The sequence below is a fragment of the Cohnella cellulosilytica genome (assembly GCF_042431195.1).
Lineage (GTDB): Bacteria > Bacillota > Bacilli > Paenibacillales > Paenibacillaceae > Cohnella > Cohnella cellulosilytica.
Genome location: NZ_JBHMDN010000024.1, coordinates 52,785 through 77,385, shown reverse-complemented (window position 1 = coordinate 77,385; position 24,601 = coordinate 52,785). Strand labels below are relative to the sequence as shown.

Below are 24,601 nucleotides of genomic sequence, written 5' to 3'. Positions count from 1 at the left end.
CGACTCTCACCCTAACAATCAAGGCCACAAAGGTGTGGATATTTCCTGCGAGTAAGGGATTGAAAGCACACCGTTCGAGTCCTCCGCGACAAAATAAACATTGTAGGTGAGCAACGAGATTAATTCGACTGTAAATATCGAGGGTACGGAGCTTGAGCTTGCACTCACCGACCCAGCTTTTCCATTCGTCGCAGGCGGATTGCCCGATGCGGAATGGCCCGCTTTAATTTGCTCTGCGCTTGGAGCATCGCTGTTGCCTTCCGTACCCGGGAATAGAATAACATAATACAAAGTGCTCGTATTCCTGGTATCTACAGTAAAGGTTACATCCGTTCTTTTGAACAGGCCTTCCGCAGTGGAATAAGAAACGTGATCCACCATGGGGCGCGCAGCATCTTCGGCTTTGAAGATCAGGCTTTTCACCGCGGAAAGCACGCCGTTCACATTTTCTGCGACGATATGAATCGTATTGAATTCGCCGGCCGCCAGGTTTGGAATATTGAAAACAGCTTGACCGGACGCTGCAGCAACGTTTCCTGTACTCCCATTCGCAGGCGGGTTGCCGCCGGCAGTTTGACCGGCTTTTACTTGTGCGGCACTTGGCGCCGAGGAATCCTCATACGGACTGAATACGTAATACAATTTGACTGCATGACTGGCGTGAGCCGTGAAAGTGCCGGTTAACCCTCCCCCGGATTCGGCTATAGAGTAAGTGACGCTTGTGACGGTTGGGATCGCTGCTGCAGGCGGATTGCCATTGTTGCTTGAAGGGCTGGAGCCATAAACAACATTCGTTGGATTCTGCTGCCCATTAATGTTTTTGACTTGCGAAGAAATTTCATTAAAATTGCTGATCAATTGACTAGCGCTCACGCCCGCAGGAGGCACGAGATTGTTGATCGTTATCAGATTGCCAAGCTTTATTAAGTCTGCTGTATCCGTGACGGTTAAGGAGGCGATTGTGCCGCTGCCCGTTAGTTCGGTACTTGTATCGGAGGGCGCATCACCGGCAATGTTCTGAATACTGACATTTTCTATACTGCCGGTGAGATGAAGTGTCGCCGCATGATTCAATACGAGATTGGACACCGTCGCAAGCATCCCCACTGTTAAATCGGTATTACCGGCAGCCGTGATATTGAAATTCCCGCTATCCAAATGTACTTGTGCGACAGATATATTTGAGATTAACGCGGTTACGGAATTCCCTAAATTTTCTAAGGACTGTGCGAATGCGAGAATTGCGTTTGATACTCCGCCATTCAGGATGGCCGACGACCAATAACTCATGCTGTCATTGTTCCAATCCCCACTGAAAAGATTGTTGTAAATCGAGTTGATAATACTTGTGCTCAAGTTGTCGAATTCCAGGATCGATTGAAAATAGGACAAACCCTCCATATCGGCTGGACGACCAAAGTAAGCGATGTATAAGCTGTTGATTTGATCTGAAGTGACCGCTGACGCGTTCACTTCTTTGGCCCTCTTTTTACTGGCTGCTTGTGCGCTATTCGTATCGGCCTTCGTTCCCTCGTCATCCACTGCCTGGTTTAAGCGGACGTTCCTGGAGATCAGCAGCGTTCCGAAAGAGGTTTTATTAAAGGTTAACCTCAATTCGTCTTCAGGCTGCGCGCTCGGATTGGCAAGTAAATAGGTGTCCCCTTCAACGTCAAGCTGGTCCGTAAATAATTGATGCTTGACGTTTTCCGTTATGAATACGTCGCCCTTTATGGTGAGATTGGACAACTTGACCTTGTCTCTGCCTACGATTAATGAACCGTTAATCGTTGATCCTCCGCCGTTGAATTCGACGACATCTGCGGATTCCGCCTGCGGATTGTTGGGGGTCAATTCTAAGCCTTCTATGGAAAGGATTCGATGATCCCGCGGCGTAAAATTAATTTTGGCATGCATTAAAGCGTCCCGATTGGAGGGCTGAAACAGTCCGGCTAACGACTCCGACACGGTGTAGTCTTCTCCGTCAATGGTCACGCTGCCGTCCGAAATCCGATCGATGCGGAAAACGCGGTAGAGCTTGCGATATAAAAAGGTGATACTCTCCGCTTTGGTAACGACCGAGTCTGGAGCATACAGATGAGCGGAGCGTCCGGTAATTACCCGATAATTGATCAACGCACCGACCGCGCCGGCGTACCAGGCACCCGATGGAATATCGCGGAATTCCGCCGCCCTGTCAGGCATATCGGGCAATTCGAAAGATTTGGCCAGCATTGCCGCCGTTTCAGCGCGCGTGATCGGTTCGTCAGGTCGAAACGTACGGTCGGCAAATCCCTTAATGACTCCTTTGGCATACAAGGCATTAACGGCCCCGGCATTCGGTTGATCGTTCCCCATATCGGTAAAAGCGGCAGTCGCCGTATCGTCTGGAAGGAATAAGGCCGCTGCCAGCAGCGCAGCAAACTCGCCGCGCGTCATCCGATGCTGCGGATCGAATGTTCCTTCCGGGGAAGGGGCAATTGTCCCAAGCATCGTAAATACCTGCAAGGCTTGCGAGTAATAAGCCTGATTCGGTATATCCTTATATTCGGCAATGGAGTTCATATTGGGAGCGGTGGGCTTAGACGTATCCGTACCTCCATTAACGACCGCAAAACCTGGCATTAAAACGACAACTGCAAGGAAAGAGACAAGCCCTCTTTTCCAACGCGAGACATTCGCCATATGACAATCCTTCCTCTCCCATAGTTCCTTCAAACCCAGTATAATCCCCCAACCTAAAAGCAAACTAAAAAGAAAAAAGCCGGCGCAGCGTCTAGCTGTCCGGCGTTAGTTCAAACATCGCATAGGGATTCGAAACGATCGTTGTATAATCCAGATCAAGGGCAATGCCCAGTTCATTCTTAAAGATTTCCTCGCTAACTTTATCGTAATAGCTGCGGGCTTCCTTGGCGTTGTTCATGAGCAGAAGCAGCGCGATCATTTTACCATGGATAGATTCATTATAGGGGTATCGGTTCGCCCATTTGTGAACGACTTGCAGGGCGCGTCGATAGCTCTTCTGTTGCAAATAATGGTTGGTTATCCCCTCAAGGAGTTCCGAATAACTAAATTCCAACTCGGTCTGTCGCTGCTCGGCCCAACCGTAATCATGTTCTTTCAAATATCCGCTTCGATAAAGCTCTGCGGCCTGCTCGGCGCGAATAATGTCGAACCCTCCGCTCCTGATGATCTGAAGGGCCTTCTCATACGCATAGACGTCACTAATGTCCGGGGATAGCCGCAATCTGTAGCTCCCTCCGCCCCCCTTGGATTGCTCGATCACATCGTACAAACCGTACGCCTCCAGGTCTTTACGCAGCTGATAAGCGGTAGTATACAGGTTAGCCTGAGTCCGAATAAAATCTTGGCCATACCACAGCGCCTCCATAATCTGCGCTTTGTCGACCTGTTCGCCATGGTAATGAATCAAGTAGGCCAGCAATTCTTCCGACTTGGAATTACGGAATTTCACCCTGTCTCCATCGTTCGTCATTAGGGTAAACCGGCCAAAACAACGAATCGACGCCCCTTTCGCTCCAACGTTGTCGCTTGCGTTGTCGATTATACGCTGTCTCCTCTGCCGGAAACGTTGCAGCGTTTTCTCCAGACGTTCTTCTTCAAGCGGTTTTAAGAGGTAATCCATGGCGTCCGTATCGAATGCGCTCACCGCATATTCATCATGGGCGGTAACGAAGGCAATGGAGATGTCCGGATTGAAGGCTTGAATGCTCCGCGCTAATTGCAATCCGTGGATGTCAGGCATCTCCATATCCAGCAGCACCAGATCGACCCGTTCCGCCGACAACTGCTCCATAAACCTGTCAATATCGGTAAACAAACCGCAGATTTGCACATCCGTAAACGTCTTCAGCACCTGAGCCGCCTGTTTCAAAGCCGGAGACTCGTCATCCACGACCATTACCCGAATCATATCCTCTCCACCTCGCTTGAATTGAAGGATCGCTCCGTCATCTGTTGACTGGAACCCGGATCGTCACTTTTGTACCTTTCTCCAGTTCGCTCTCTATCTCCAACCCGTGGCCGTACATGCGCATCATTCGATGGTGAATATTCCTTAACCCTATACCGCCAAGCCCTTTCTCCATTAACAGCGTATCCCGCAGCGATTGCGGCATTCCTTTGCCGTCGTCCTCGACCGTCAGGATTGCATTTCCTTCTTCCGATCGTACCGTTATCCGGACCGTGCCTCCCTTTTTCCGCTTCATGACCCCGTGCCGAACGGCATTTTCCACGATGGGCTGAAGCATTAAGGGGAGAAGCATGCAGTCCGTACTCTCGTCCACCTCATAGATCACGTGAAGCCGATCTCCAAATCGGGCCTTCTCGATAAATAAATAGGCTTCCGTGAGTTCCAGTTCTTTGCCGAGCGGCACCAACTTTTCCTTATTCTTAAAATCAAAGCTGCTTCGCAAGTAACGGCTGAGCTTGATCAGCAAATTGTAGGCGGTTCTCGGCTCGTCTAGCGACAGCGAAACAATCGTGTTCAGTGCGTTATACAGAAAATGGGGCTTAATCTGCGCCTGGAGGAAAGCGACTTCGGAGACAATCGCCTCCTCAGCCGACCGTTTCATATCGAGCAGCGTTCTCGCGCGCGCCCGCAGTTCATACGTATGGAACGGTTTCGACAAAAAATCATTGGCTCCTGCATCGAAGCCATTCAGCATGTCCTGCGGCTCATTTTTCACTGTCGCCAGCAGTACAGGCAATTCGGAGAGCGAGAACCTCCGACGAATTCTTCGACAGGTTTCATAGCCCGACAACCCCGGCATCATCACATCGAGAATAACCAGATCGATCTGCGGATGACGTTCCAGCAGGGCTAGCGCTTTCTCGCCGTTGCGGGCAACAAGCACTTCATACGGTTCAATCGACAAGGCTCCGATGATGACTTGCAAATTAACCGGGTCGTCGTCCACCGCCAGAATCGTATATTGGCTATCCGCGCTCGGCCTTTGTTCTTCGGTCGCGGCGATTTCGCGCTCGGTTATCCCGAGCTCTTCTGTCGGAGCAGCACCGTTCCAGCGCTCGGAGGCGTTCTCCGCCCGCTCCTTCCCTATAGGCATTGTGAACGAGAACGTAGATCCCTTGCCTGCTTCGGATGTAACCGCGATCGTACCGCCATGCAGCTCGACCAGCCGCTTCGTAATGCTAAGTCCGAGTCCGGTTCCGCCATATTCCTGAGCCACGGACGTTCCGATCTGTTCGAAGGATTGAAAGATCGTGTCGAGCTTATCCTGAGCAATTCCGATTCCGGTATCGGACACGGAGATACGAAGATGCTCCCCTTCCGTTCGCGCCGATACGATAATTTCTCCCCGTTCCGTGAACTTGATCGCATTCCCGATCAAGTTATATAGAATTTGCAAAAGCCGGTTTTCATCGGCAAACACTTGCGGAAGCCCGTCCGGCAGCCGAAGCTCGAGGCGGATCGGTTTGTTTCCGATATAATGACGCAGCACTTCCAGACTGGCGGTCATCGCGCCTTGCACTTCCACGCTGCGCCGATAAAGAAGGATATCGCTGTTTTTCAGCTTGTAGAAATCAAGAATATCGTTAATCAAGCTGCTCAGCCTCTGCGTAACCGACACAACCGTCCCCAGGTTATCCCGCTGCACGTCGCCTAAATTCGTTGTCCCGTTTTCCAGCACGGACTGCGACAGGTTGAGGATACCGTGAAGCGGCGTTTTTAGCTCATGAGAGGTATTCGCGAGAAATTCGTCCTTTTGTCGGTTTAGGGTAATCAGTTTGTCCGACATCGTTTCAATCGTCCGGAATGCATTCGAGAACCGCCTGGCCAAGCCGATCGCTTCGAAGAACATCATAAACATTAACCCATAGGGGACGATTGGCTGACCCAGTCCCTGATACTGATGCGGGCTTTGCAAGAACAGGGTATCGTGAATGATCGCCGCCCCCGCAACAAGCGAGCCGATCGTATGCAGCCATGCGCCATCCCGTTTTCTCCATATCGCTGCGAGAAGGCCCCATGTATGATAGGCAATGCTTAAGAAAGCAAAGGAATAGAACAAGTTGCTCCATCGGGTATAGATTTCAGCAGGAAAAACGACCGCGGCCAGGATAAATCCGCAGCCGATCCAAACAAACGGTCTTACCGCTTTCTTCGAGAACTCATCCGGGTACAGCTCGCGCCTGAACAGCGTGGCGCAAGTGATGCCTGCGTAATAGGTCATATGCTCGAAAAAAAGGATCAAGCGGATATCGGGCTCAGGGAACCCTAGCGTGCCGAATCCATCCTTCACCGGCAGCAGCCGTATGGCAACAAGCAAACAAATCAGTCCAAAATACAGAGGCGCCCGGTTGGACCGTCGCAGAATAAATATAACGAGATGATAGAGTCCGAGTATGAACGTACTGCCCAGAACGATCATTTTCAAGGCAAATTCGCTTCTGTCCGAAGCTGCGACCCGTTCCGCCGTGCCCAGCTCCATTCCATACCACATGCCGCCCTGGGGATATAAATAGTTCGAGATTTGCACGATTATGTCAAACTCGCGAGCGGCAGGGTAAATAACAACGGTTTGCGGCGCATAATCCGCGATAGCCCGTTCTCTCGATTCCGCCACCTGTCCGCCTGCAGCCACTGTCTGACCGTCAACGATCACCCTATACGCCGTCGTGATGATCGGAATTTTCAGCGCCAACGTACTCGGTATACTGTCCATCCTCAGCTTCAGGCGATACGTCGCATACCCGTATCCAGGCAAACGCTTCCCGTCTATCCGGTATGGATTCCAGACATTCGGCATATCGGCATACCCGCTCGGCTTAAGGGAGCCCGGCTCTGCAAAGTCCTCGCTCGTGAGAAGACGGTGCCAGTAAAAGTCCCATTCCCCGACCAGCTTGATCGTGCCGTCTCGTTGAAAGTCCCATTGCGTCAAATCCATCACCCCTTGCTCCGCCAGCGGCAGCGAGCTTCGCTGAGCCGGCTTCAAGACGACCAAGAGGGTTGCTCCTGTCAGTGTTAAGGACAAGACAGCAATCATAAGTATTTGGAAATAACGGCTTCGAAAATAAGTCATATCATCCTACTCTCAATTTGAATGTGGAGGATCGCCGGTCGATCAAGCGGCCTCATACTTATTCGACAGAGAGCGGCCAGGAATCCTTGCCGTTTCTGTCGTATGACATTGATTATTTATTACAAACTGCTATAGTCTACTTGTTAATAACTATTACGAGCAATAACACCGCTTTCTTTATTAAAGCCTGTACATTAATCCAACAGCAACTGGAGATGAAAACGTTGATAGACAGGAAAGAACTGGCGAGACGCCACAATCCGGTACTGACGGAAATCGATTTGGAAAGCCCCATTTCGCTAGGGAATGGGAATTTTGCTTTTACAGCCGATGTAACGGGCCTTCAGACCTTATATCATGAGTACGACAAGGCCCATGCGCCTTTATGTACGATGTCTCAATGGGGCTGGCATTCCAAGCCCAATCGTCATGGAGGCAAGTATACGTTAGACGATCTGCAAATGACGGAATACGACTTGAATGGGAGAAAGTATCGTTATGCCGTTGAGCGTAAGCCCGGTAATGAGGAAGTATACGATTGGTTGCGCCATAATCCCCATAAGTTCAATCTGGCCAAAATATCGCTCAGTCGCAACGGTAAAGCGATTCAGGCCTCGGAAATCTCGGAGGTCAGGCAGGAATTGGACTTATATTCCGGAATTCTGCGCAGCAGTTTTAACGTACTAGGCGATCAAGTCTCTGTCGTTACGGCGTGCGCCCAAAGCGCAGATGTCCTGGGATTTCACGTAACCTGCCCGGCGGGCAGCAAGCTGGATATCGAAATCTCCTTCCCTTACGCGTCTCATGAAACGAATGGGAGCCATTGGGCTAACCCGGAAGGCCACACTACGGAGATCGACGGAAGCATCATCAAGCGGAAATTGGACGAGGATCGCTATTTGGTCAGAGTCTTCGGTGAGGATTTGTTTGTGCCCGGCGCCAAGCACACGCTTAGTCTCGCATTGGATCGCGGAGAAGCCAAATTCGCATTGGGTTTTTTCGAAAATGAGACGGGAGCGCAGGACGCCTCTGCTTGGGATTTCGACAAAGTTGTCGCGGATGCCGCCGAGGGCTGGGCCGCCTATTGGCAGAAGGGGGCTGCGGTGGATTTCTCGTCATGTACGGAACCGCGTGCCATGGAACTGGAACGCCGCATCGTATTATCGCAATATTTGACCGCCGTACATTCGGCGGGCGATCTGCCGCCGCAGGAAACGGGGCTCATGTGCAACAGCTGGTACGGCAAGTTTCATCTGGAAATGCATTTTATTCACAGCGCGCAATTCGCTCTATGGGGGCGCGGTGAATGGCTGGAAAGAAGCTTGGCGTGGTACTTCGAAATATTGGATAAAGCGAAGGAGAACGCGGCACGCAACGGCTACAAGGGGGCGCGTTGGCCGAAAATGATTTCTTACAACGGCGAGGAAAGCCCATCGCCGATCGGCACGCTGTTAATCTGGCAGCAGCCGCACGTCATCCATATGCTGGAACTGCTGCGGGCTGCCAAACAAGGCAAAGAACGAGAAGCGTTTATGGAAAAATGCTGGCCGTTGATGAAGGAAACCGCCGACTTCATGGAGGATTTCGCGCAGTTAAACCCGAAAACGGGCAAATACGATTTATCCATGCCCCTGATCCCCGCACAGGAGGAACATAAACCGGAAATCACCAAAAACCCGACGTTCGAGCTGGCTTACTGGCGGTTCGGGCTCCATACCGCAGCCGCATGGGCGAAAGAATTAAATCACGATGGCTCCATGTGGACGAGGGTATGCGAAGGGCTTGCCGAGCTGCCGATTAAGGACGGCTTGTATTTGGCGCATGAAAACTGTCCGGACACGTTTGAGCATTTCAATCGGGACCATCCATCCATGCTCTTCGGATACGGCTTTATTCCGAACGAGCCCGACCGACCCGACGCTGTTGCCAAAACTTATGAAAAGGTAAAGCGGATCTGGGATTTCTCGACCATGTGGGGGTGGGACTTTGCGTTCATCGCCATGGCTTTGACGGCGATCGGCAGGCGCGAGGAAGCCGTTGACATGCTGCTTATGGAAACCGCCAAAAACAGTTATGTAGCGAGCGGAAACAACTATCAGAAGGGCCGAACGGATTTGCCTTTATATTTGCCGGGGAACGGCTCCTTGTTATTCGCAGTGGCGGTCATGCTGGCGAACAATGGCTTTCCGCAGGACGGCGGTTGGGAGGTTAGAGCTGAAGGCTTTTCCTTCTCGGCATAGGCGAGACTTCAACAAAATGAGGCTGTTCCATAAGTAAAAGAGTTGTATTGAGCAATGATCGATGGAACGATGTAAGTCGCATCTATCTCCTTTCGATAGATGCTTCTTCTTTTTTATCGAACATCTTGTACACCTCTGCTTGTGGGATAGCTTCTTTCTTATGTTTATCGGCTGTGCCGCGGTTAATCTTGTTAAAAACGTCAGCTCTGCGAAAAAGGTGAAGCGCCCCCGAATCCAAAGAAATGTGATGCGCCAAATAACGGTGAATTGCGGCCTTCTCGGCGGTCGGGTTATGGTGAGAAGGCAATCAGCAGCCAGACTGGACCGACAACGCAAGGGAGGATGGGCACCATAACGGGTCACGCAAAAATCGCAGAACAACCCCCGCTTCGCAGACAACCGTTCAACCGCAGACGACTGCGCCAAAACATACCGATTTTTCTGATGTTCTTGCCAGCGCTCGCGCAATTTCTGATTTTCCGGTACGCCCCGATGGGCGGGCTCATTATCGCGTTCAAAAATTACAATTTCGCAGACGGAGTGTTCGGCAGTCCTTGGGTCGGGTTCGATAACTTCAGAATCTTGTTCTCTCAGCCGCAGATGCTGAACATTCTCCGCAATACATTCTGGCTCAGTTTCTTGCAGATCGTCGTCGGGTTTCCGTTCCCAATCCTGCTCGCGATATTCCTTAATGAAGCGAGGAGAATGTGGTTCAAGAAGCTGGTGCAGACGCTCGTATATTTGCCTCACTTCCTGCACTGGGTTACGGTCGGCGGCATCATTGCCCTGATTTTTGCCCAGGAGAAAGGAGTGCTGAATTACTTCATCACCGGATGGACCGGCGAAGCTTATCCGTTCCTGTACAAAGAGCATTCCTGGATGGCCATCTTCGTCGGCAGCGGCATATGGAAGGAAGCCGGCTGGAGCGCCATCATCTATTTGGCTGCGCTCGCGGCCGTCAATCCCGCCTTGTACGAGGCGGCAAGCATGGACGGTGCCGGCAAGCTGCGGCAAATCTGGAGCATCACGCTGCCTTCGATTATGCCGACCATTGCGATCATGTTCGTTTTGTCGGTAGGGCACTTCATGGAGGTCGGCTTCGATCAGATCTACGTGCTGAAAAACTCGGCGGTATCCGGCATCGCGGATGTCATCTCCACCTGGAACTTCCGCGTGGGCATTAACGGCGGGCAGTTCAGCCTTGCCACCGCAATGGGCTTTTTCGAATCGATTGTCGCCTTGGTGCTGGTGTTTTCCGCCAACCTGCTTGCCAAACGGGCCGGCAATGGACTCTGGTAGAAAGGAGAATGCGTCATGAAAGCTACGTTTACGGAAAAGCTGTTTTATGCCTTCAATTATACGCTGCTCGGATTGATCGGGCTTAGCTGCGTAATCCCGATGATCCACATGCTGGCGCTTTCGCTCAGTACGAATGACGCGATCCTTTCCGGTTTCGTCGGTCTGTGGCCCGTGGGATGGAATTTCGAGACGTACTACAAGCTGTTTACCGGTACGCACATTTTGCAGGCATCGCGCAACAGCATTGAGGTTACGGTTATCGGTACGCTTCTCAGCATGCTGTTTACGATCCTGTGCGCCTATCCCTTATCCAGAAAATATATGTACGGCCGCCGGTTCTTCACGTTCCTGATCGTCTTTACGATGATTTTCGGCGGAGGGTTGATCCCGACCTATCTGGTCGTCAAGTCGCTTGGGCTCGTCAATACGTATGGCGCACTTTGGCTGCCCGGCCTTATCAGCGTGTACAACATGCTGGTTATGCGCACTTTTCTGGACGGCATTCCGGAGGAGATCGAGGAGGCGGCCCGCATCGACGGCTGCGGCGAAATGAGAATGCTGCTCCAGGTCATCCTGCCGCTGTCGCTCCCGGTAATTGCCGCGCTCACCCTGTTTTACGGCGTCGGATACTGGAACGCGTTCTTCAGCGTCATGATCTACATCAACGATTCCACCAAAAACACGCTCGCCGTGCTGGTCCAACAGATGATCTCCAGTCAGCAGCTGCTGCAGGAAGTCGCGAATACGTCGGCGGAGGATCTCAACTCGATCACGCCGGAATCGATCAAGGCCGCGGGCGTGTTCGTCATGATCGTGCCGATGCTCGTGATCTATCCGTTCCTGCAGAAGTATTTCGTGAAGGGCGTCATGATCGGCTCGGTGAAAGGGTAACCGGAGAAGTAAGTCTTCCTCTAGGAAGACTGCTTGTATAAATTAGAATAACAGGAGGTCATCTATCATGATTAAAAAAGCTTTGTCCCTCTCCACGCTCGCCGTGATGGCAGCGGTTATGGCGCTTGCCGGCTGCTCCAACGGCAAATCGGCGGAATCCGGCAAGTCGTCCGGCTCTCCGTCCTCGTCCTCATCCGCGGCCAATCATTCCATGTCGATGTCGTTCTACGACCGCGGCAGCATTGCGCCGGACGTGGGGACGCCGGAAAACAACCTGTGGACGAAGTTTCTGTCCGAGAAAACCGGTATCAGTCTCAAGGTCGTTCCGATTCCGCGGGGAGAATCCGTCCAGAAGCTCAATACGCTGGTCGCCTCGGGCTCGGCTCCGGATCTGATCCTGGAATATGACCCCGGCTTCCGCAATCAGCTTTATTTGCAGAAGCAGATTATGCCCATCGACGATTTGATCGAGGAATACAGTACGACCTACAAGGAGCTCATGGTCAAGTTCCCGCTGCTCAAGAAGCTCGGCACGCACGACGACGGCAAATTGTACGAGGTTGGCCGCGTTCTGGGCTATGTGCCTAATATGTATATGGTCATTCGTCAGGATTGGCTGGACAAGCTGAATCTGACGGCGCCGACCACGGTGGACGAGCTGTATCAGGTCGCCGCGGCGTTCGCAACGCAAGATCCCGACGACAACGGGAAAAAAGATACGTATGGCATCAATCTGGTCGGCGGCGGCAATTCGATCGACCAGATGTTCCAGAATGTGAACTGGATTCTCCAGGACGGCAAATTGGTCAAGGACTGGGACCGCGCCGAAGCGGCGAACGCCTTCCGCAAGAAACTGTTCGACGACGGAATCGTCGACAAGGACTTCCTGAACGACAAGAACGGGAAGAAGGCGGAGCAGGATTTCGTCACCGGCAAGACGGGCATTTACACGGCGGCGGGCTCGTATAAAGTGTTCACGTCCTTGTATGAAACGCTCAGGAAAAACGTGCCGGAAGCCAAGCTGACCGCCATCGCGCTCCCGGCCAGCCCCTTCGGCCACTTCTCGCCGGACTTTAATACGCCGGTGCAAATGACGGGCATGCTGAACGCCAAGACGGAAGATCCGGAAGCCGCGATCAAAATGATCGATTACTTGAGCTCCCCGGAATGGGTGAAAACGACGTATTCCGGCATCGAAGGGACGCACTACAAGCTGGAAGACGGCAAAGAAGTGCCGATCGACGCGGAGAAAAACAAGAAGGAGCTGGATTGGCTCGGCGACTTCCGCATGCTGGGCGGACAATACGTCAATAACGAGTTCGACACCGCACTCCTGAGCTTTGATCAAAGCAAGCCGTTCGAGAAGGAGCTTTACGATCTCGGGAAGCAAATTTTCAGTCTCAACATTACGAAAGAACGTCCGCTTGCGGTGATCACATTGCCCGGATTTTTACCGACCTTGCCGGCCGACATGCAATTCATCTCCAAAAACCTGTTGGACGGAGGCAACCCGATTCAGGATCTTTGGAACAAAGCGATTGTAAGCGGAACCTCTTATACGACGGAGCAAGCGAAAGCGGATGCCATGAACCTGTGGAAAAAGTCCGATGGGGATAAGCTCGAGGCCTGGTATCAGGATTGGTACGAGAACAATAAAGATACGATAGCCACACAAGACGACATATTGACCATGGACTTCAGCAGTTAGTATATTGTATAGGCGGCTGTCGGCGGATTCTCGCCGGCAGTCTTGTGCTATCGCCTCGGGTCGGCTTCGCCGTTTCCCCGTTTCAAGATGAGCTCGTGGAGGAGAAAACGTGCGAAAAAAACGCTCCTGGTTTTACCGTCTGGTGACGACTTATTTGCCGATTGTGTATTTGCTCGCTTTCGTCCTGTTTTTCGTCTTCTTCATGACGATCAGCCAATTGTCCCAACAGCAGACCGTAAGAGCCAACGAGGCGTTTACACGATACAGTATGCTGCAGCTGAGTTCGATTCTCGGGAATATCGATCAGAACGTCAACGCGGAGATTCTCAACAACCGGGAATTCAACCAATACATGTTCCAGCTGTACGACCAGGATGTCAATCCGTATTTGCTCCGCAGCAAAATAGCGGACCGCTTCCGGCAGATCAAAGCGGGTTTTCCGTTTATCCAATCGATTTATTTCTACCGGAACGCCGATATGTCGGTGCTCGGAACGGAAACCTACTTGCCGCTCGCCGAGTTCGGCGACCGGGCGTTCGTGCAGGAGCAGCAGAAACAGCTGCTGCCGAACCTATGGACGAGCATCCGCTCCTACAAACAGTTCGATTCGCAGCCGTTCAATATCGAAGTCGTATCGCTCGTCAAGAAGGTGCCTCTCCTGACCGAACCAAGCGGTATTCTGGTCGTCAATTTTGATGTATCCGAGCTTGCCGCATGGCTGCAAAGCATTTCCGAAGGGTCGATCAGCTCGATCAAGCTCGCGGATCAGACCGGCCGGCTGATCGGCCAGAGCAAGGAGCAGGCCAGCCGGGATATTCACTCCCTGAAGCTCGAAACGACCGGCTGGACGTTCTATAGCGGCATCAAGGATACGTACCATTACGGCATTTTCTCGGAGCTGTATTACAGCTGGATTGTGATCGGGATTCTCATGGTTCTGGTCGCATCGGCCGGCATTATTTATTTGTCCAAACGATACGCGCGCCCGATCGATGCGAGCATTAACCGGATCACGGAATTTCTGAACGGCAGACTTGGCAGCCAGCCGAATGAGGAACTGGTGCAATATGTCGACGCGGCGGTCGATCGGGTCATCGACTTCGCCAACCGGTACCAGACGGAGAGCAATTCGAATCTGCCGTACAAGCAAAAGCATTTTTTCAACGAGCTGCTGACCGGAGACCGGCAAATCGACAATGAGGAGCTGCTCGAGGAAATTCGGCAGTTCGGACTTTTCGCCAAATGGCTGATCTTCGGCACCGCGCATCTCGAAATCGACCGGATTGGCGATTTCTCCGGAGATTATTCGAAGCGGGACCAGGTGCTGCTGAAATTCGTGCTCACCAATGTGCTAAAGGAAACGGCGGAGCAGCAGGGGATCGGCATATGGAGCGAATGGGTGACGGGGGACAAGCTCGGCATCTTGTTCGGGGCGGAGGAGGAGATCCGGCAGGCGGATATCAGCTCCATTTGCGAAAGCGCGCGATCCTGGGTGGAGACGAACCTGGCCTTCACGGTGACGATCGGTATCGGCACGGTTATCGACCGTGCGGAGGACATCCGAGTCTCCTATGTGCAGGCGGTCAAAGCGGTGCAGTACCGATCGGCGCTCGGCAACAACCGCGTAATCGACTACGCCGGTATCGCCAGACAGACGGAAACCGAGCTATACGACATTTTGCAGCTGATCCGTACGCTCGTCCATTCCTTCAAGAGCGGAAGCGAGAGCTGGAGCCATGAGTTCCGGTTCCTGTTTACGGCGATCGGCCGTGGGCTGTACACGCATGACGAGCTGAAAAACCTGTTTTATTATATGACCTTCACCTTTACGCGCGAGCTGTCCGAATTCCCGGCCGAGTACGTGGACATATGGCAGCAGGATGCGCTGGAGCCGATGACGAAGGCGCTCGAAACGTTCGATTCGCTGGAGGAAATCCAGCGGCAGTATGTGGTGCTGCTCGAAGGAGTGGCCGCGAAATGGAAGGGAATGCGCACTCATCGAAGCCAGCGCAATCTGATGCACCAGGTGAAAGATTACATTAAAGAAAATTACGGCAATCCGGATTTGTCGCTGCAGCTGCTCGGCGAGGAGTTCGGCATTAACAAGAGCTACCTCAGCCGGCTGTTCAAGGATGAAATCGGGGAAAACTTCGTCGACTTCGTCACGGAAGTTCGCATCGGGAACGCGAAGCGGCTCTTGGAGGAGACGGATCTCCCGATTCAGGAAATCGCGCTGCGCACCGGATACGTGCAATATTTCTCGTTCAACCGGGCGTTTAAGAAAAAGCTCGGCTTCCCGCCAAGCGATTTTCGCCGTATGCAGACGCCGTACAAGGACGGCCTTGAGGAAGACGAATCCACGGGTGCTCCATAACGATGCAGAAGGAGAGACAGGATGGACACAACAAGAAAATGGCAGGCCAAATGGATTCAGGACGAAGCGTTCGCGGATGCGGTCCCGCTGTCGATGACGCACAAACAAACCAGCGTGCAGACGCTTCCGGAGCATCGGCGCGACCTGCAGAACCGGCACATGCTTGTGCGCAAGACGTTTACGCTCTCCTCCGCCGAGTTGGACGGGGGCAGCTTGCAGCTGGACATTACTGCCGACGATTATTACAAGCTGTACATCAATGGCGCCTTCGTCAGTCAAGGACCGGCGCAAGGTTATCCGTTCCATTATCCGTATAACCGGCTGGATGTGACCGATTGGCTCCGGGAAGGCCGGAATATCATTGCGGTGCATGTCTATTATCAGGGCTTGATTAACCGCGCTTACAACAGCGGCGACTATCGCCAGGGGATGATCGCCGAGCTGTACGCGGGCGAGCGGCTGCTGCTTGCGACGGACGCCACCTGGAAATATTGGCTGGCCGAGCAATATGAAGCCGGCGGTATCGCCGGCAACGATACGCAGTTTCTGGAGAACATCGACAGCCGGCGGGAGGAGCGCGGATGGCGCGAAACCGCTTACGACGATTCGGACTGGCGCTTCTGCCACGTTTCCGAAGCGGACGATCACATGCTGGCGCTGCAGCCGACTCCCCCGCTTGCCGTATACACACGCCGTCCGTCAAGCGTCACGGCTGTCGGAGCGGGTCACTACGTCATCGATTTCGGCGAGGAACTGACCGGGCAGTTTACGATGCAGGCGCACGGCCAGGCAGGAGAGCGTATCGAAATTCGCTGCGGCGAAGAGCTTGAAGACGGCGGGGAGCAGGTCCGCTACGAGATGCGGTGCAACTGCAGTTACCGGGAATATTGGACGTTGTCCGGCGCAAGGGACGAGCTGGAAGAGTTCGAATACAAGGCGTTTCGTTACGTCGAAGTGATTGGTCCCCCGTCCGCGATCCTGGCCGAATCGTTCGCCGCTGTCGTCCGCCATTATCCTTTCGACGACGCAAGCTGCAGGCTCGAAACGTCGAATCCGCTGTTCAACCGCATATGGACGATTTGCAAGAACGGCGTCAAATACGGCTCGCAGGAAACGTTCGTCGATTGTCCTTCCCGCGAGAAAGGACAATACCTGGGCGATAACACGATCATTGCGCATGCCCATATGTATGCGTCCGGCGATCTGCGGCTGACGAAGAAGGCGTTGACGGATTTTGCGCTGTCGGCGCGGCACATTTGTCCGGGCGGAATGGCCGTGGCTCCGGGAAGCCTGATGCAGGAAATCGCCGATTATTCGTTCCAATGGCCGATGCAGCTGCTGGAATATTATCGCCAGAGCGGAGACCTCGCGTTTCTTCGCGAGATGGAGCCGGTGGCAGCGGAGATGGTCGGCTATTTCGACCGCTACAAGCGGGAAGACGGCCTGCTGGCGAACATCACGGACAAGTGGAATTTGGTCGATTGGCCGGACGGGATGCGGGACGGCTACGATTTCCCGCTGACGCAGCCGGTCGGTCCCGGCTGCCACAACGTCGTTAACGCCTTTTATTACGGGGCGCAGATGGCGTTAGCTGAGATTCGCGAGGAACTGCAGCTTGAAGCCGGCAATGGACTGCGGGAATTCAAGGAGGCGTTTGTCGCGGCGTTCTTCGATCCGGAGCAGCGGCGGTTCGTCGACGCTGTCGGATCACGGCATGCTTCCCTGCATGCGAACGCGCTGCCGCTGCTGTTCGGTCTTGTGCCGGAGGGAGAGCAGGAGCCGGTTGTAGCCTGGCTGAAGTCGAGAGGGATGAGTTGCGGCGTCTATTTCTCTTATTTTCTGCTTAAGGCGCTCGCTGCTGCAGGCGAATACGAGTACGTATACGAACTGCTGGTCGCTGACGGTGAGCATTCGTGGGGCAACATGGTCAAGGAAGGAGCCACGACCTGCTTCGAGGCATGGGGCAAAGAGCAGAAATGGAACACAAGCCTGTGCCACCCGTGGGCGAGCGCGCCGATTCCGCTGTTCATCGAAGAGATTATCGGCCTTCGCCCGGGCGCGCCCGGCTGGGACGCCATTCGGCTGAATCCGCATATTCCGGCTGCGCTGGAGTCATTCACGTTCGAATGCCGGGTCCGCACGGGCGTAATCCGAATCGGATATGACCGGGGCCGATGGGAAATCGAGACGCCCGCGAACGTAGAACTGATGCGGTAGCGGCAACAAGAATGCACGGGCCAGTGATAGGATGGAAGACTGAGCGGGCGCTTCGGCGTCCGTTCTTTTTCTTATTTTCTAATTGTAGTCTGCAAGCCAGTACCCATGTAAAGGCTATTTGTGGTAAAGTGTTCCTATATTAGACAATCTCAATTCCTTTACAATTTCTCTTTCTGTCGAGAGGAGCCCATTCATGTCATTGAATCGCCGTTTTCCGCTCGTTATGCTTGCAGCTCTTCTAACCATTTAACTATTTTTCGCAGGTTCCGCCCGAGCGGAGTTTGACTCCTCGGATGTCATGGACCCATCGATGCTCGACCAGCCCGTGAAGGAGCCGAATGATCTGGAGCTTCAATGATCCAAGTTGTTGACTCTACTCAAGAAATAATTATTTTCGTCGAGTTGTTGAACCTAAACCCTGTATGTTACAATGACGTAAGAAAGACCGAGTGCGTGAACACTCGGCCTATACAATTGGCTTGGATGGGATGTCCCTTCAAGTTCATGAAGTTACAGAAAACCCACCTCGGGCCGCTGAACCTTGGGGTGGGTTTTTACTTTCTCTTGTAGTTAATCGCGATGTAGGTTAATAGTGCAATAATAAATGTGCCGAAAAGAATCATGATTGTGATTGCATCTACTATATCCATGGCTCCCTCCTTTCCGAAGGGAAACCATGCCCACCCAAGATTCAATTGTACAAGAATATCATATCGCACGTCGGGAATGCGATCAAGCGTTCTTATAATTGTTCCGGCTCCATGACAGTGAAGGTTCAACGGTAGTTCGACTCAAAACCAAGATCGGTTTGAAGCTGGAGCGATTGGATCACGTACGCGGACAATCCGATTGCGACGGGAGAAGAGTAAGAACCGAGAGGCCGCGTCGAACGAGGGGTATTAGCCACACGGCTCCTTCAATAGTTTTATATACTTGCACACGTATATACGCGCAATCGCCCTTATTTCTTTGCATGAGAGAACCGAACGAACAGTTACAGGAACCCTTGAAAGGCGTAAGGCTGCGTCGGCGTCGGTCGTTCTTTGGCTAAAATCATGTGCTGAATATTTAGCAGGATCTTTCCATATTCATGCAGAATGAATTTGGCAAGTGTTGAGTTGGTAAAGGGATGCTTGAGGGGGGGCACTACGTTGACGAAGCGAATCCTGGAAATTGACGAAGCCGTCGCCTACATCCACCGGCATCTGGACGATTCGTTGTCGTTGTCTCGTTTGGCCAAGCATGTGGCTTACAGTCCATATCACTTCTCACGGTTATTCAGAGAACAGGTCGGACTGCCGCCTTTATATTATGTGTCAGCGCTGAGACTCCAGAAAGCAAAGGATTTGCTCATCCACACCGACCTTAGCATTCGCGATATCGGTTTAGAGATCGGTCAGATGAGCTTGGGCACTTTCACGACTCGATTTTCGGAGTGTGTCGGCGTAACGCCAGCGGAGTTTCGACGTTCTTTACCGCAGGTTGGTACGATGAAGGATTCCCTAATCAAACTCGGGGTATGGCAAGAGATCGAGCTTCATACAAGCGCTTATGGCGTAATAGAAGGAACCATCCAAACAAATGTTCCATTTGAGGGTTTCATTCTCGTCGGCCTGTTCGCGAAGCCGATTCCGGAGGGCATCCCTATAAAAGGAGGACTGCTGTCTGGTCCGGGAGCATTCGCATTAACAGGCATCAAGCCGGGTGTTTACTATTTGATGGCAACCGCCATTCCGTGGGGTTCCAAAGAACATGATATTCTTCTTCCTCATGCTTCCCTCCGTACCCGAAACCATAAGCCGCTTATCGTGAGTCCAGACGGCAGAGTCGAACACCAAATGGTTATGCTCCATGAGCCTCGTCAGGACGATCCGCCGATTCTGATCTCCTTGCCGCTATTAATGAACAATTTCCTCAAGCGAATGGGTCAACCGTAACCGCCAGAAATTTGAGCCGTTAAACTAAAGACGGATTCGGTCAGGCCCGTACTGCGTACATTAGCAATCCATGAGAAACCGGGCATGCGGTTGGATGATAATATGTAAACATAAAGGAGGCTGCAGATATGGGACAAGTAATCCTGCAAATGAATGTGACACTGGACGGCTGCTGCGACCACACGCAGGTGATTGCGGATGAGGAGCTTCACCAGTATTCGGCGGACATGATGGACCGGTCCGACGGTTTGCTTTTTGGACGTGAAATCTATCAGCTGATGGAGAGCGCTTGGCCAGCCATAGCCAGCAGCGGCGACGGACCTCAATTCTTGGTCGACTTCGCGCGCAAGCTCGATCGGAAACCGAAGTATGTCTTCTCGCGGACGCTGGATCACGTGACGTGGCAGAATTCTTTCTTGTTGAAGGGGCCTGTCTCCGAAGAGGTGCAGCAGCTTACGGCTGCAGGGAAAAATCTGCTCGTTAACGGCGGTCCCGGCCTCGGTTCCACTCTGGCACAGCTGGGCTTGGTGGATGAGTACCACTTCCTGGTACAGCCCATCGTTGCCGGACGCGGTCCCCAATTGCTGGGGGGAGTTCGTGATCGATTGAATCTGAAGCTGACCGGGACCCAACCTTTCGGCTCAGGCGTTGTGCTGCTCCGCTACACGCCCGTTCGTTGACGGGTATTGGAACTATTCCAGCTTAAGAACCGGAAAGCCGCGCCGGATGCGGGCTTGAGGGCTGTGACAGGTGATGAGCAAGCGACCTGTTGCGGCCCTTTTTGAGTTTCCCATCAACGGACCAGGTTTAGCCGCTGCCGGATTTCTTTCATTCTTCTTTCATTGAGTTCTCTTATACTCATATAACTTGTGTGAAATCCATCTGCGCATATAGAGAAACGCCATGGAAATCTCACGCGACAATTTCATAAAAAGTAAGGAGTTGGAGGGAACGCATGTCGTATTTTAAATCCGGATTCAGTGCGCTCGCAGCTTTTGTATTCCTATTTACCTCCGTTGGAATAATCGCTCCCGGCACAGCAGGGGCAACGGCGGCGACTTATTATCAGGAGCTTGACTTGACGGGCAATTCCGCGGGATGGAACGGCAACCCTGCGAAGGATATCTCGTTTTCGATCCCTGCCGTAACGGAAAGACCCGGGACAATCGCTCAACTTCTTATTTACGCATACGATATCAGAGCGGAGGACGGAGAGACTGCCCGTGTCTATTGGGGGGAGGATGAATCCGGTTTGTACTTGGGCGATTTGTCCGGCATGGCCAGTCAGTGGTCCGTCTCCGTGTTGGAGGTTCCTCTTGATGCCATTCAGAATACGAATCCTGTCTATATTACGGTAAACGATACGAGCGGCGGCAGCGCTTGGGAGGTAGAGATCGCCTGGGCACAGCTTCTATTCGATGGAGGTCCCGGCATCGATGCCAGAGTCGACGATCCCACAGTGACCTATTTGGGACCATATATTAATGTTTTCTGGTATTTGCAGGGTTTGAACGCGGGAGCCTACGTTTCGCCAGCACAAGTTATCGACGAAAATGGTTATAATCTCCGAGAAATAACGGGTAGTCATAACTTTTCTAGTCCTGACAGAGTAACATCAAGCTTTGCAGCCTTCAACCAAGGAACCGTACATACGACCCATTTTATGATTGGCGATCCCTATGAAGGAAACATGAATCGACTCGGACGAGTCCACCATATCGTTACGATAAAGACTTCTCAAGTCCCGGTGCTGGACCGGTTGGCCTTCAAGGACAACGGACAGAATATCGAGTTGAGTCCATCATTTGCTCCTTTGACAAGGGCGTATTCTTCGACCGTATCCTATTCGACCGCAGAAGTTACGCCAGTGGCGATTCCGTTCGAGGGACATGCGGTAACCGCGCGTATTAATGGAAGCGCGACAGATCCCTTTGCGCCTGTCCCAAGCAGCATCCCGTTGCAGGTAGGCCGCAATACGATCGAATATCTGGTTACAAACGTTGAGGATCCGGCAGGAAAGATCTATACCGTTACGATAGACCGTCTTCCGAAGCTTGATAGTCTAGTCGGCAGTCCGGCCATGACGCTCTCCCCTGTCTTTGACGGCGATATGCCGAATCCGGCCTCAGGGTATCATTCATCGGTGGAGAACCATGTCGACAAGATCGTGCTGACGCCCATACTGCCTGCAGGGGCCGGATTGAATCCGGAGGACGTTGCTGTAAGTATCAATGGCCAACCGTTTGAAGCGCTGGTTGCCGGTACATCGAATACGAGCGAGCTCCCACTGAACGTTGGGCGCAACGCGATTACGGTTCGCGTTACTTCGCCGGACGATCATGTATATACGGACTACCCGTTTACGATGGATCGCGCCCCTGCGCTTGCAGATCTGAGCTTCAGCGCGGGCGATGAGGCATTAACGCCGGGTTTCAGCAGCAATGAGTATGTCTATTCAACGGTTGTCGGACATGCCGAAACCCCGATTGGACTGACGCCGACCGTCAACGATGGAGAAACCGTCGAGCTTCGGGTGAACAGCAATAACGAAGCCGACTTTGCTGCAATCGTACCTAACGTGCAGACTGGCGGTCTCGCTCTGATCGCGGGTATCAATAAAGTCGAAGTGCGCGTGAAGTCCTCCGATTATGACACGGCATTGTCTGCCGTTCCTGGCGCAGAGAAGGCTAATTTGGTCAAAATATATACGTTTAACGTTGCGCGCTTCCCGTTCTTGACGGATCTGGTTGTGAGCGGTGAAAATTTGACGGAGTCGTTCGACGCGGCCAAGCTCGATTATTCGATAAACAGAACCATTCCGTATACCCAACCATTCGTTAAGGTAATGCCCACTTCCTCCGATTCTCCCGTAAAGCTGGAGGTTCGTGTGAACGGCGGCGCTTACGAGACAATTGACAGCGGCACGGAAAGCGAAGAGCTGACGATGCAAAGCGGAGCCAACAAGATCGATATCAAATCAACCTCGGTGAATCCGCTGGATCAGCAGGAGTACTCGACCGTATATTCCGTAGTCGTGAACAAGGGTGCGCCTCCGCAGGGTAGTTCATCCTCATCTCCGACTTCATCGGGCCCCTCTTATCGAGCCTTCGAGCTTGACGCGGGGATAGATAATAAAGGTCAGCGCATGCTGGTGACCGATATGATCGGCAAGGAACTTACGCTGTCGGCTTATCTGGTCAAATCCGATGGTACAAGGCTGGATAGCCCGGCGATCCCGATTGATTCGAACGGGCGGTTTACTTTATCCAACATTCCTTCCGGCACTTACAGTATGGTCATGAATGTGAACGGTCCATCGGGCGAGAAGCTGGCCGGCGGAGTAAGCCGTTTAACCGTGGGAGCGGGTGATAGCGGGAAAGCAAGCGGGAAGCCAATCGACCCGCAGAGCAAAGCAACGGACGCTTCGACAGGTGACGCGTTGCAAGGTGTTAAGATTACCTTGTACTGGGCGGATACGGCGCTGAATCGTTCCAAAGGCCGCACGCCAGGCGAGATCGTGAAGCTGCCTGCGCTTGCTCATTTTGCTCCCCATAAGAATAACGCCGTACAGACCACTCCGGTCGAGGGGACTTTCGGTTGGGTGCCGTTTATTGACGGAGACTATTACTTCATTGCCGTGAAAGACGGCTATGAGAAATACGACAGCCGTGAGGACGACCGCAATAGGCCGCTCGGAGACGACAGCTCTATCAAAGACGGTATTATCCATGTCGCACATTCGGTTTTTACATACGACTTGGCTATGAAACCGGATGGATGGGAAGAGCCGGGCGGGACGCACCGTTCATATATGAAGGGTTATCCGGATGGCAGCTTCAAACCGGAAAGAGGCATTTCGCGGGCGGAACTGGCTGCCGTACTGGTCCGTATCCTTCCGCAGAGGGCATTCGCAACGCAGAACGCGCATAATCTAAGCGATCTTGCCGAGCCGTTCTGGGCCGCTGAATCGATTAACATCGCGCTCGATCAGGGCTGGATGAAAGGTACCGCCGCCGGCGCTTTTCATCCGGACAAGCTGGTTACGCGGGCTGAGCTGGCTCAGGTTGCCTACAATATCAAGGCCGAAGAATGGAACAGTATCAGCTCGCCGGTTTCGACAGCGTTCAACGATGTGAGGGGCCATTGGGGAGCCGATGCGATTACGGCTGCTGCAAGCAACGGGATCGTCGAAGGGTATGCCGACGGCAGCTTCAAACCGAACAACGCGGTTACCCGCGCGGAAGCCGCAACTCTGCTGAACCGGTTGCTTGACCGCACTCCCGGGAAAGTCGGGGAGCAGCCGCTCTGGCCCGACGTTCCGACTTCACATTGGGCTTATAAGAATATTATGGAGGCTTCCGTTACGCATCGGTATAACCGGTCCGCCGCCGGATCTGAGTTATGGTCTGAAAAGTAATAATCTATAGAGTCGCGTCAGACAAGGGCCAGAGGTCTGCAACAAGTTGTCGGGAGGGAGGCCAGGCAGATCCGAAAATCATGGCGGCCTTAACCGTTCTTTGAAGCGTCACTCTGTCTGTCGTCCATGGGCCTTTCGCCCGCAGCGCGCCACCAATAGCCGCTGCTGCATCAAATCACTTGTTTAAGCGATACCGCGTATGTTAAAATCGCAATAGAAAGACCGAGTGCTGAGAACACTCGGCCTATACAATTGGCTTGGATGGGATGTCCCTTCAAGTGCAATGAAGAGCGCAAAAACCCACCTTCGGCCGGAAACCTTGGGGTGGGTTTTTACTTTCTCTTGTAGTTATTCGCGATGTAAGTTAAAAGAGCAATAACAAAGGTTGAAAAAGCGATCATGATGAGGATTGCATCTTTTATTTCCATGGCTTCTCCTCCTTTCCGAAGGGAAACCA

General features: G+C 52.8%; 14 protein-coding genes. 9 read left to right on the top strand and 5 right to left on the bottom strand.

Translation table 11 applies throughout. From position 1 onward, the window contains the following. Nucleotides 1-18 precede the first annotated feature (18 nt). From ACFFT4_RS18545 to ACFFT4_RS18535, 3 genes are all read right to left on the bottom strand, one after another. Entirely contained in the window at nt 19-2,682 is a 2,664-nt protein-coding gene (locus tag ACFFT4_RS18545; protein ID WP_378050160.1) for an S-layer homology domain-containing protein, read from the bottom strand. A 91-nt stretch (nt 2,683-2,773) separates the two neighbouring features. Continuing rightward, a complete protein-coding gene (locus ACFFT4_RS18540) occupies nt 2,774-3,931 on the bottom strand; it encodes a response regulator (protein WP_378050158.1) in 1,158 nt (385 codons plus the stop codon). A gap of 37 nt (nt 3,932-3,968) precedes the next feature. Further along, nucleotides 3,969-6,983 carry a hybrid sensor histidine kinase/response regulator gene (locus ACFFT4_RS18535; RefSeq protein ID WP_378050156.1) on the bottom strand — a complete coding sequence of 1,005 codons (3,015 nt, stop codon included), beginning with the start codon at nt 6,981-6,983 and terminating at the stop codon, nt 3,969-3,971. A gap of 164 nt (nt 6,984-7,147) precedes the next feature. Between ACFFT4_RS18535 and ACFFT4_RS18530 the strand changes: the two genes are divergently transcribed. The 6 genes from ACFFT4_RS18530 (at nt 7,148) to ACFFT4_RS18505 (ending at nt 17,790) form a co-directional block, all read left to right on the top strand. Continuing rightward, nucleotides 7,148-9,301, top strand: a complete 2,154-nt coding sequence (locus ACFFT4_RS18530; RefSeq protein ID WP_378050154.1) for a glycoside hydrolase family 65 — start codon at nt 7,148-7,150, stop codon at nt 9,299-9,301. 342 nt (nt 9,302-9,643) lie between these two features. Next, nucleotides 9,644-10,600 carry an ABC transporter permease gene (locus tag ACFFT4_RS18525; RefSeq protein ID WP_378050152.1) on the top strand — a complete coding sequence of 319 codons (957 nt, stop codon included), beginning with the start codon at nt 9,644-9,646 and terminating at the stop codon, nt 10,598-10,600. 15 nt (nt 10,601-10,615) lie between these two features. Then, on the top strand, nt 10,616-11,491 hold the full coding sequence (locus ACFFT4_RS18520; RefSeq protein WP_378050150.1) for a carbohydrate ABC transporter permease: 876 nt from the start codon (nt 10,616-10,618) through the stop codon (nt 11,489-11,491). 67 nt (nt 11,492-11,558) lie between these two features. Beyond that, nucleotides 11,559-13,199, top strand: a complete 1,641-nt coding sequence (locus ACFFT4_RS18515) for an extracellular solute-binding protein (RefSeq protein ID WP_378050148.1) — start codon at nt 11,559-11,561, stop codon at nt 13,197-13,199. A 109-nt stretch (nt 13,200-13,308) separates the two neighbouring features. After that, complete coding sequence (locus ACFFT4_RS18510) at nt 13,309-15,573, top strand: helix-turn-helix domain-containing protein (protein ID WP_378050145.1); 2,265 nt, start codon at nt 13,309-13,311, stop codon at nt 15,571-15,573. Nucleotides 15,574-15,594: 21 nt separating this feature from the next. After that, complete coding sequence (locus ACFFT4_RS18505) at nt 15,595-17,790, top strand: family 78 glycoside hydrolase catalytic domain (RefSeq protein WP_378050143.1); 2,196 nt, start codon at nt 15,595-15,597, stop codon at nt 17,788-17,790. A gap of 554 nt (nt 17,791-18,344) precedes the next feature. On the opposite strand, the gene ACFFT4_RS18500 is transcribed toward ACFFT4_RS18505, so the two are convergent. Beyond that, on the bottom strand, nt 18,345-18,413 hold the full coding sequence (locus ACFFT4_RS18500) for a putative holin-like toxin (RefSeq protein ID WP_378050189.1): 69 nt from the start codon (nt 18,411-18,413) through the stop codon (nt 18,345-18,347). Between the two features lie 528 nt (nt 18,414-18,941). Here ACFFT4_RS18500 and ACFFT4_RS18495 point away from each other — a divergent pair. The 3 genes from ACFFT4_RS18495 to ACFFT4_RS18485 all read left to right on the top strand — a co-directional run bounded on the left by ACFFT4_RS18495 (nt 18,942) and on the right by ACFFT4_RS18485 (nt 24,144). Next, complete coding sequence (locus tag ACFFT4_RS18495) at nt 18,942-19,727, top strand: helix-turn-helix domain-containing protein (protein WP_378050141.1); 786 nt, start codon at nt 18,942-18,944, stop codon at nt 19,725-19,727. A 128-nt stretch (nt 19,728-19,855) separates the two neighbouring features. Then, on the top strand, nt 19,856-20,407 hold the full coding sequence (locus ACFFT4_RS18490; protein WP_378050139.1) for a dihydrofolate reductase family protein: 552 nt from the start codon (nt 19,856-19,858) through the stop codon (nt 20,405-20,407). Nucleotides 20,408-20,682: 275 nt separating this feature from the next. Beyond that, on the top strand, nt 20,683-24,144 hold the full coding sequence (locus ACFFT4_RS18485; RefSeq protein ID WP_378050137.1) for an S-layer homology domain-containing protein: 3,462 nt from the start codon (nt 20,683-20,685) through the stop codon (nt 24,142-24,144). A 332-nt stretch (nt 24,145-24,476) separates the two neighbouring features. On the opposite strand, the gene ACFFT4_RS18480 is transcribed toward ACFFT4_RS18485, so the two are convergent. Continuing rightward, a complete protein-coding gene (locus ACFFT4_RS18480; RefSeq protein WP_246061932.1) occupies nt 24,477-24,545 on the bottom strand; it encodes a putative holin-like toxin in 69 nt (22 codons plus the stop codon). Between the last annotated feature and the right edge of the window lie 56 nt (nt 24,546-24,601).

What these genes read in the sequence shown, in the direction of transcription:
- ACFFT4_RS18545 (WP_378050160.1), bottom strand. Translation starts at nt 2,682, where the DNA reads ATGGCGAATGTCTCGCGTTGGAAAAGAGGGCTTGTCTCTTTCCTTGCA.
- ACFFT4_RS18540 (WP_378050158.1), bottom strand. Translation starts at nt 3,931, where the DNA reads ATGATTCGGGTAATGGTCGTGGATGACGAGTCTCCGGCTTTGAAACAG.
- ACFFT4_RS18525 (WP_378050152.1), top strand. Translation starts at nt 9,644, where the DNA reads ATGGGCACCATAACGGGTCACGCAAAAATCGCAGAACAACCCCCGCTT.
- ACFFT4_RS18520 (WP_378050150.1), top strand. Translation starts at nt 10,616, where the DNA reads ATGAAAGCTACGTTTACGGAAAAGCTGTTTTATGCCTTCAATTATACG.
- ACFFT4_RS18515 (WP_378050148.1), top strand. Translation starts at nt 11,559, where the DNA reads ATGATTAAAAAAGCTTTGTCCCTCTCCACGCTCGCCGTGATGGCAGCG.
- ACFFT4_RS18505 (WP_378050143.1), top strand. Translation starts at nt 15,595, where the DNA reads ATGGACACAACAAGAAAATGGCAGGCCAAATGGATTCAGGACGAAGCG.
- ACFFT4_RS18490 (WP_378050139.1), top strand. Translation starts at nt 19,856, where the DNA reads ATGGGACAAGTAATCCTGCAAATGAATGTGACACTGGACGGCTGCTGC.
- ACFFT4_RS18485 (WP_378050137.1), top strand. Translation starts at nt 20,683, where the DNA reads ATGTCGTATTTTAAATCCGGATTCAGTGCGCTCGCAGCTTTTGTATTC.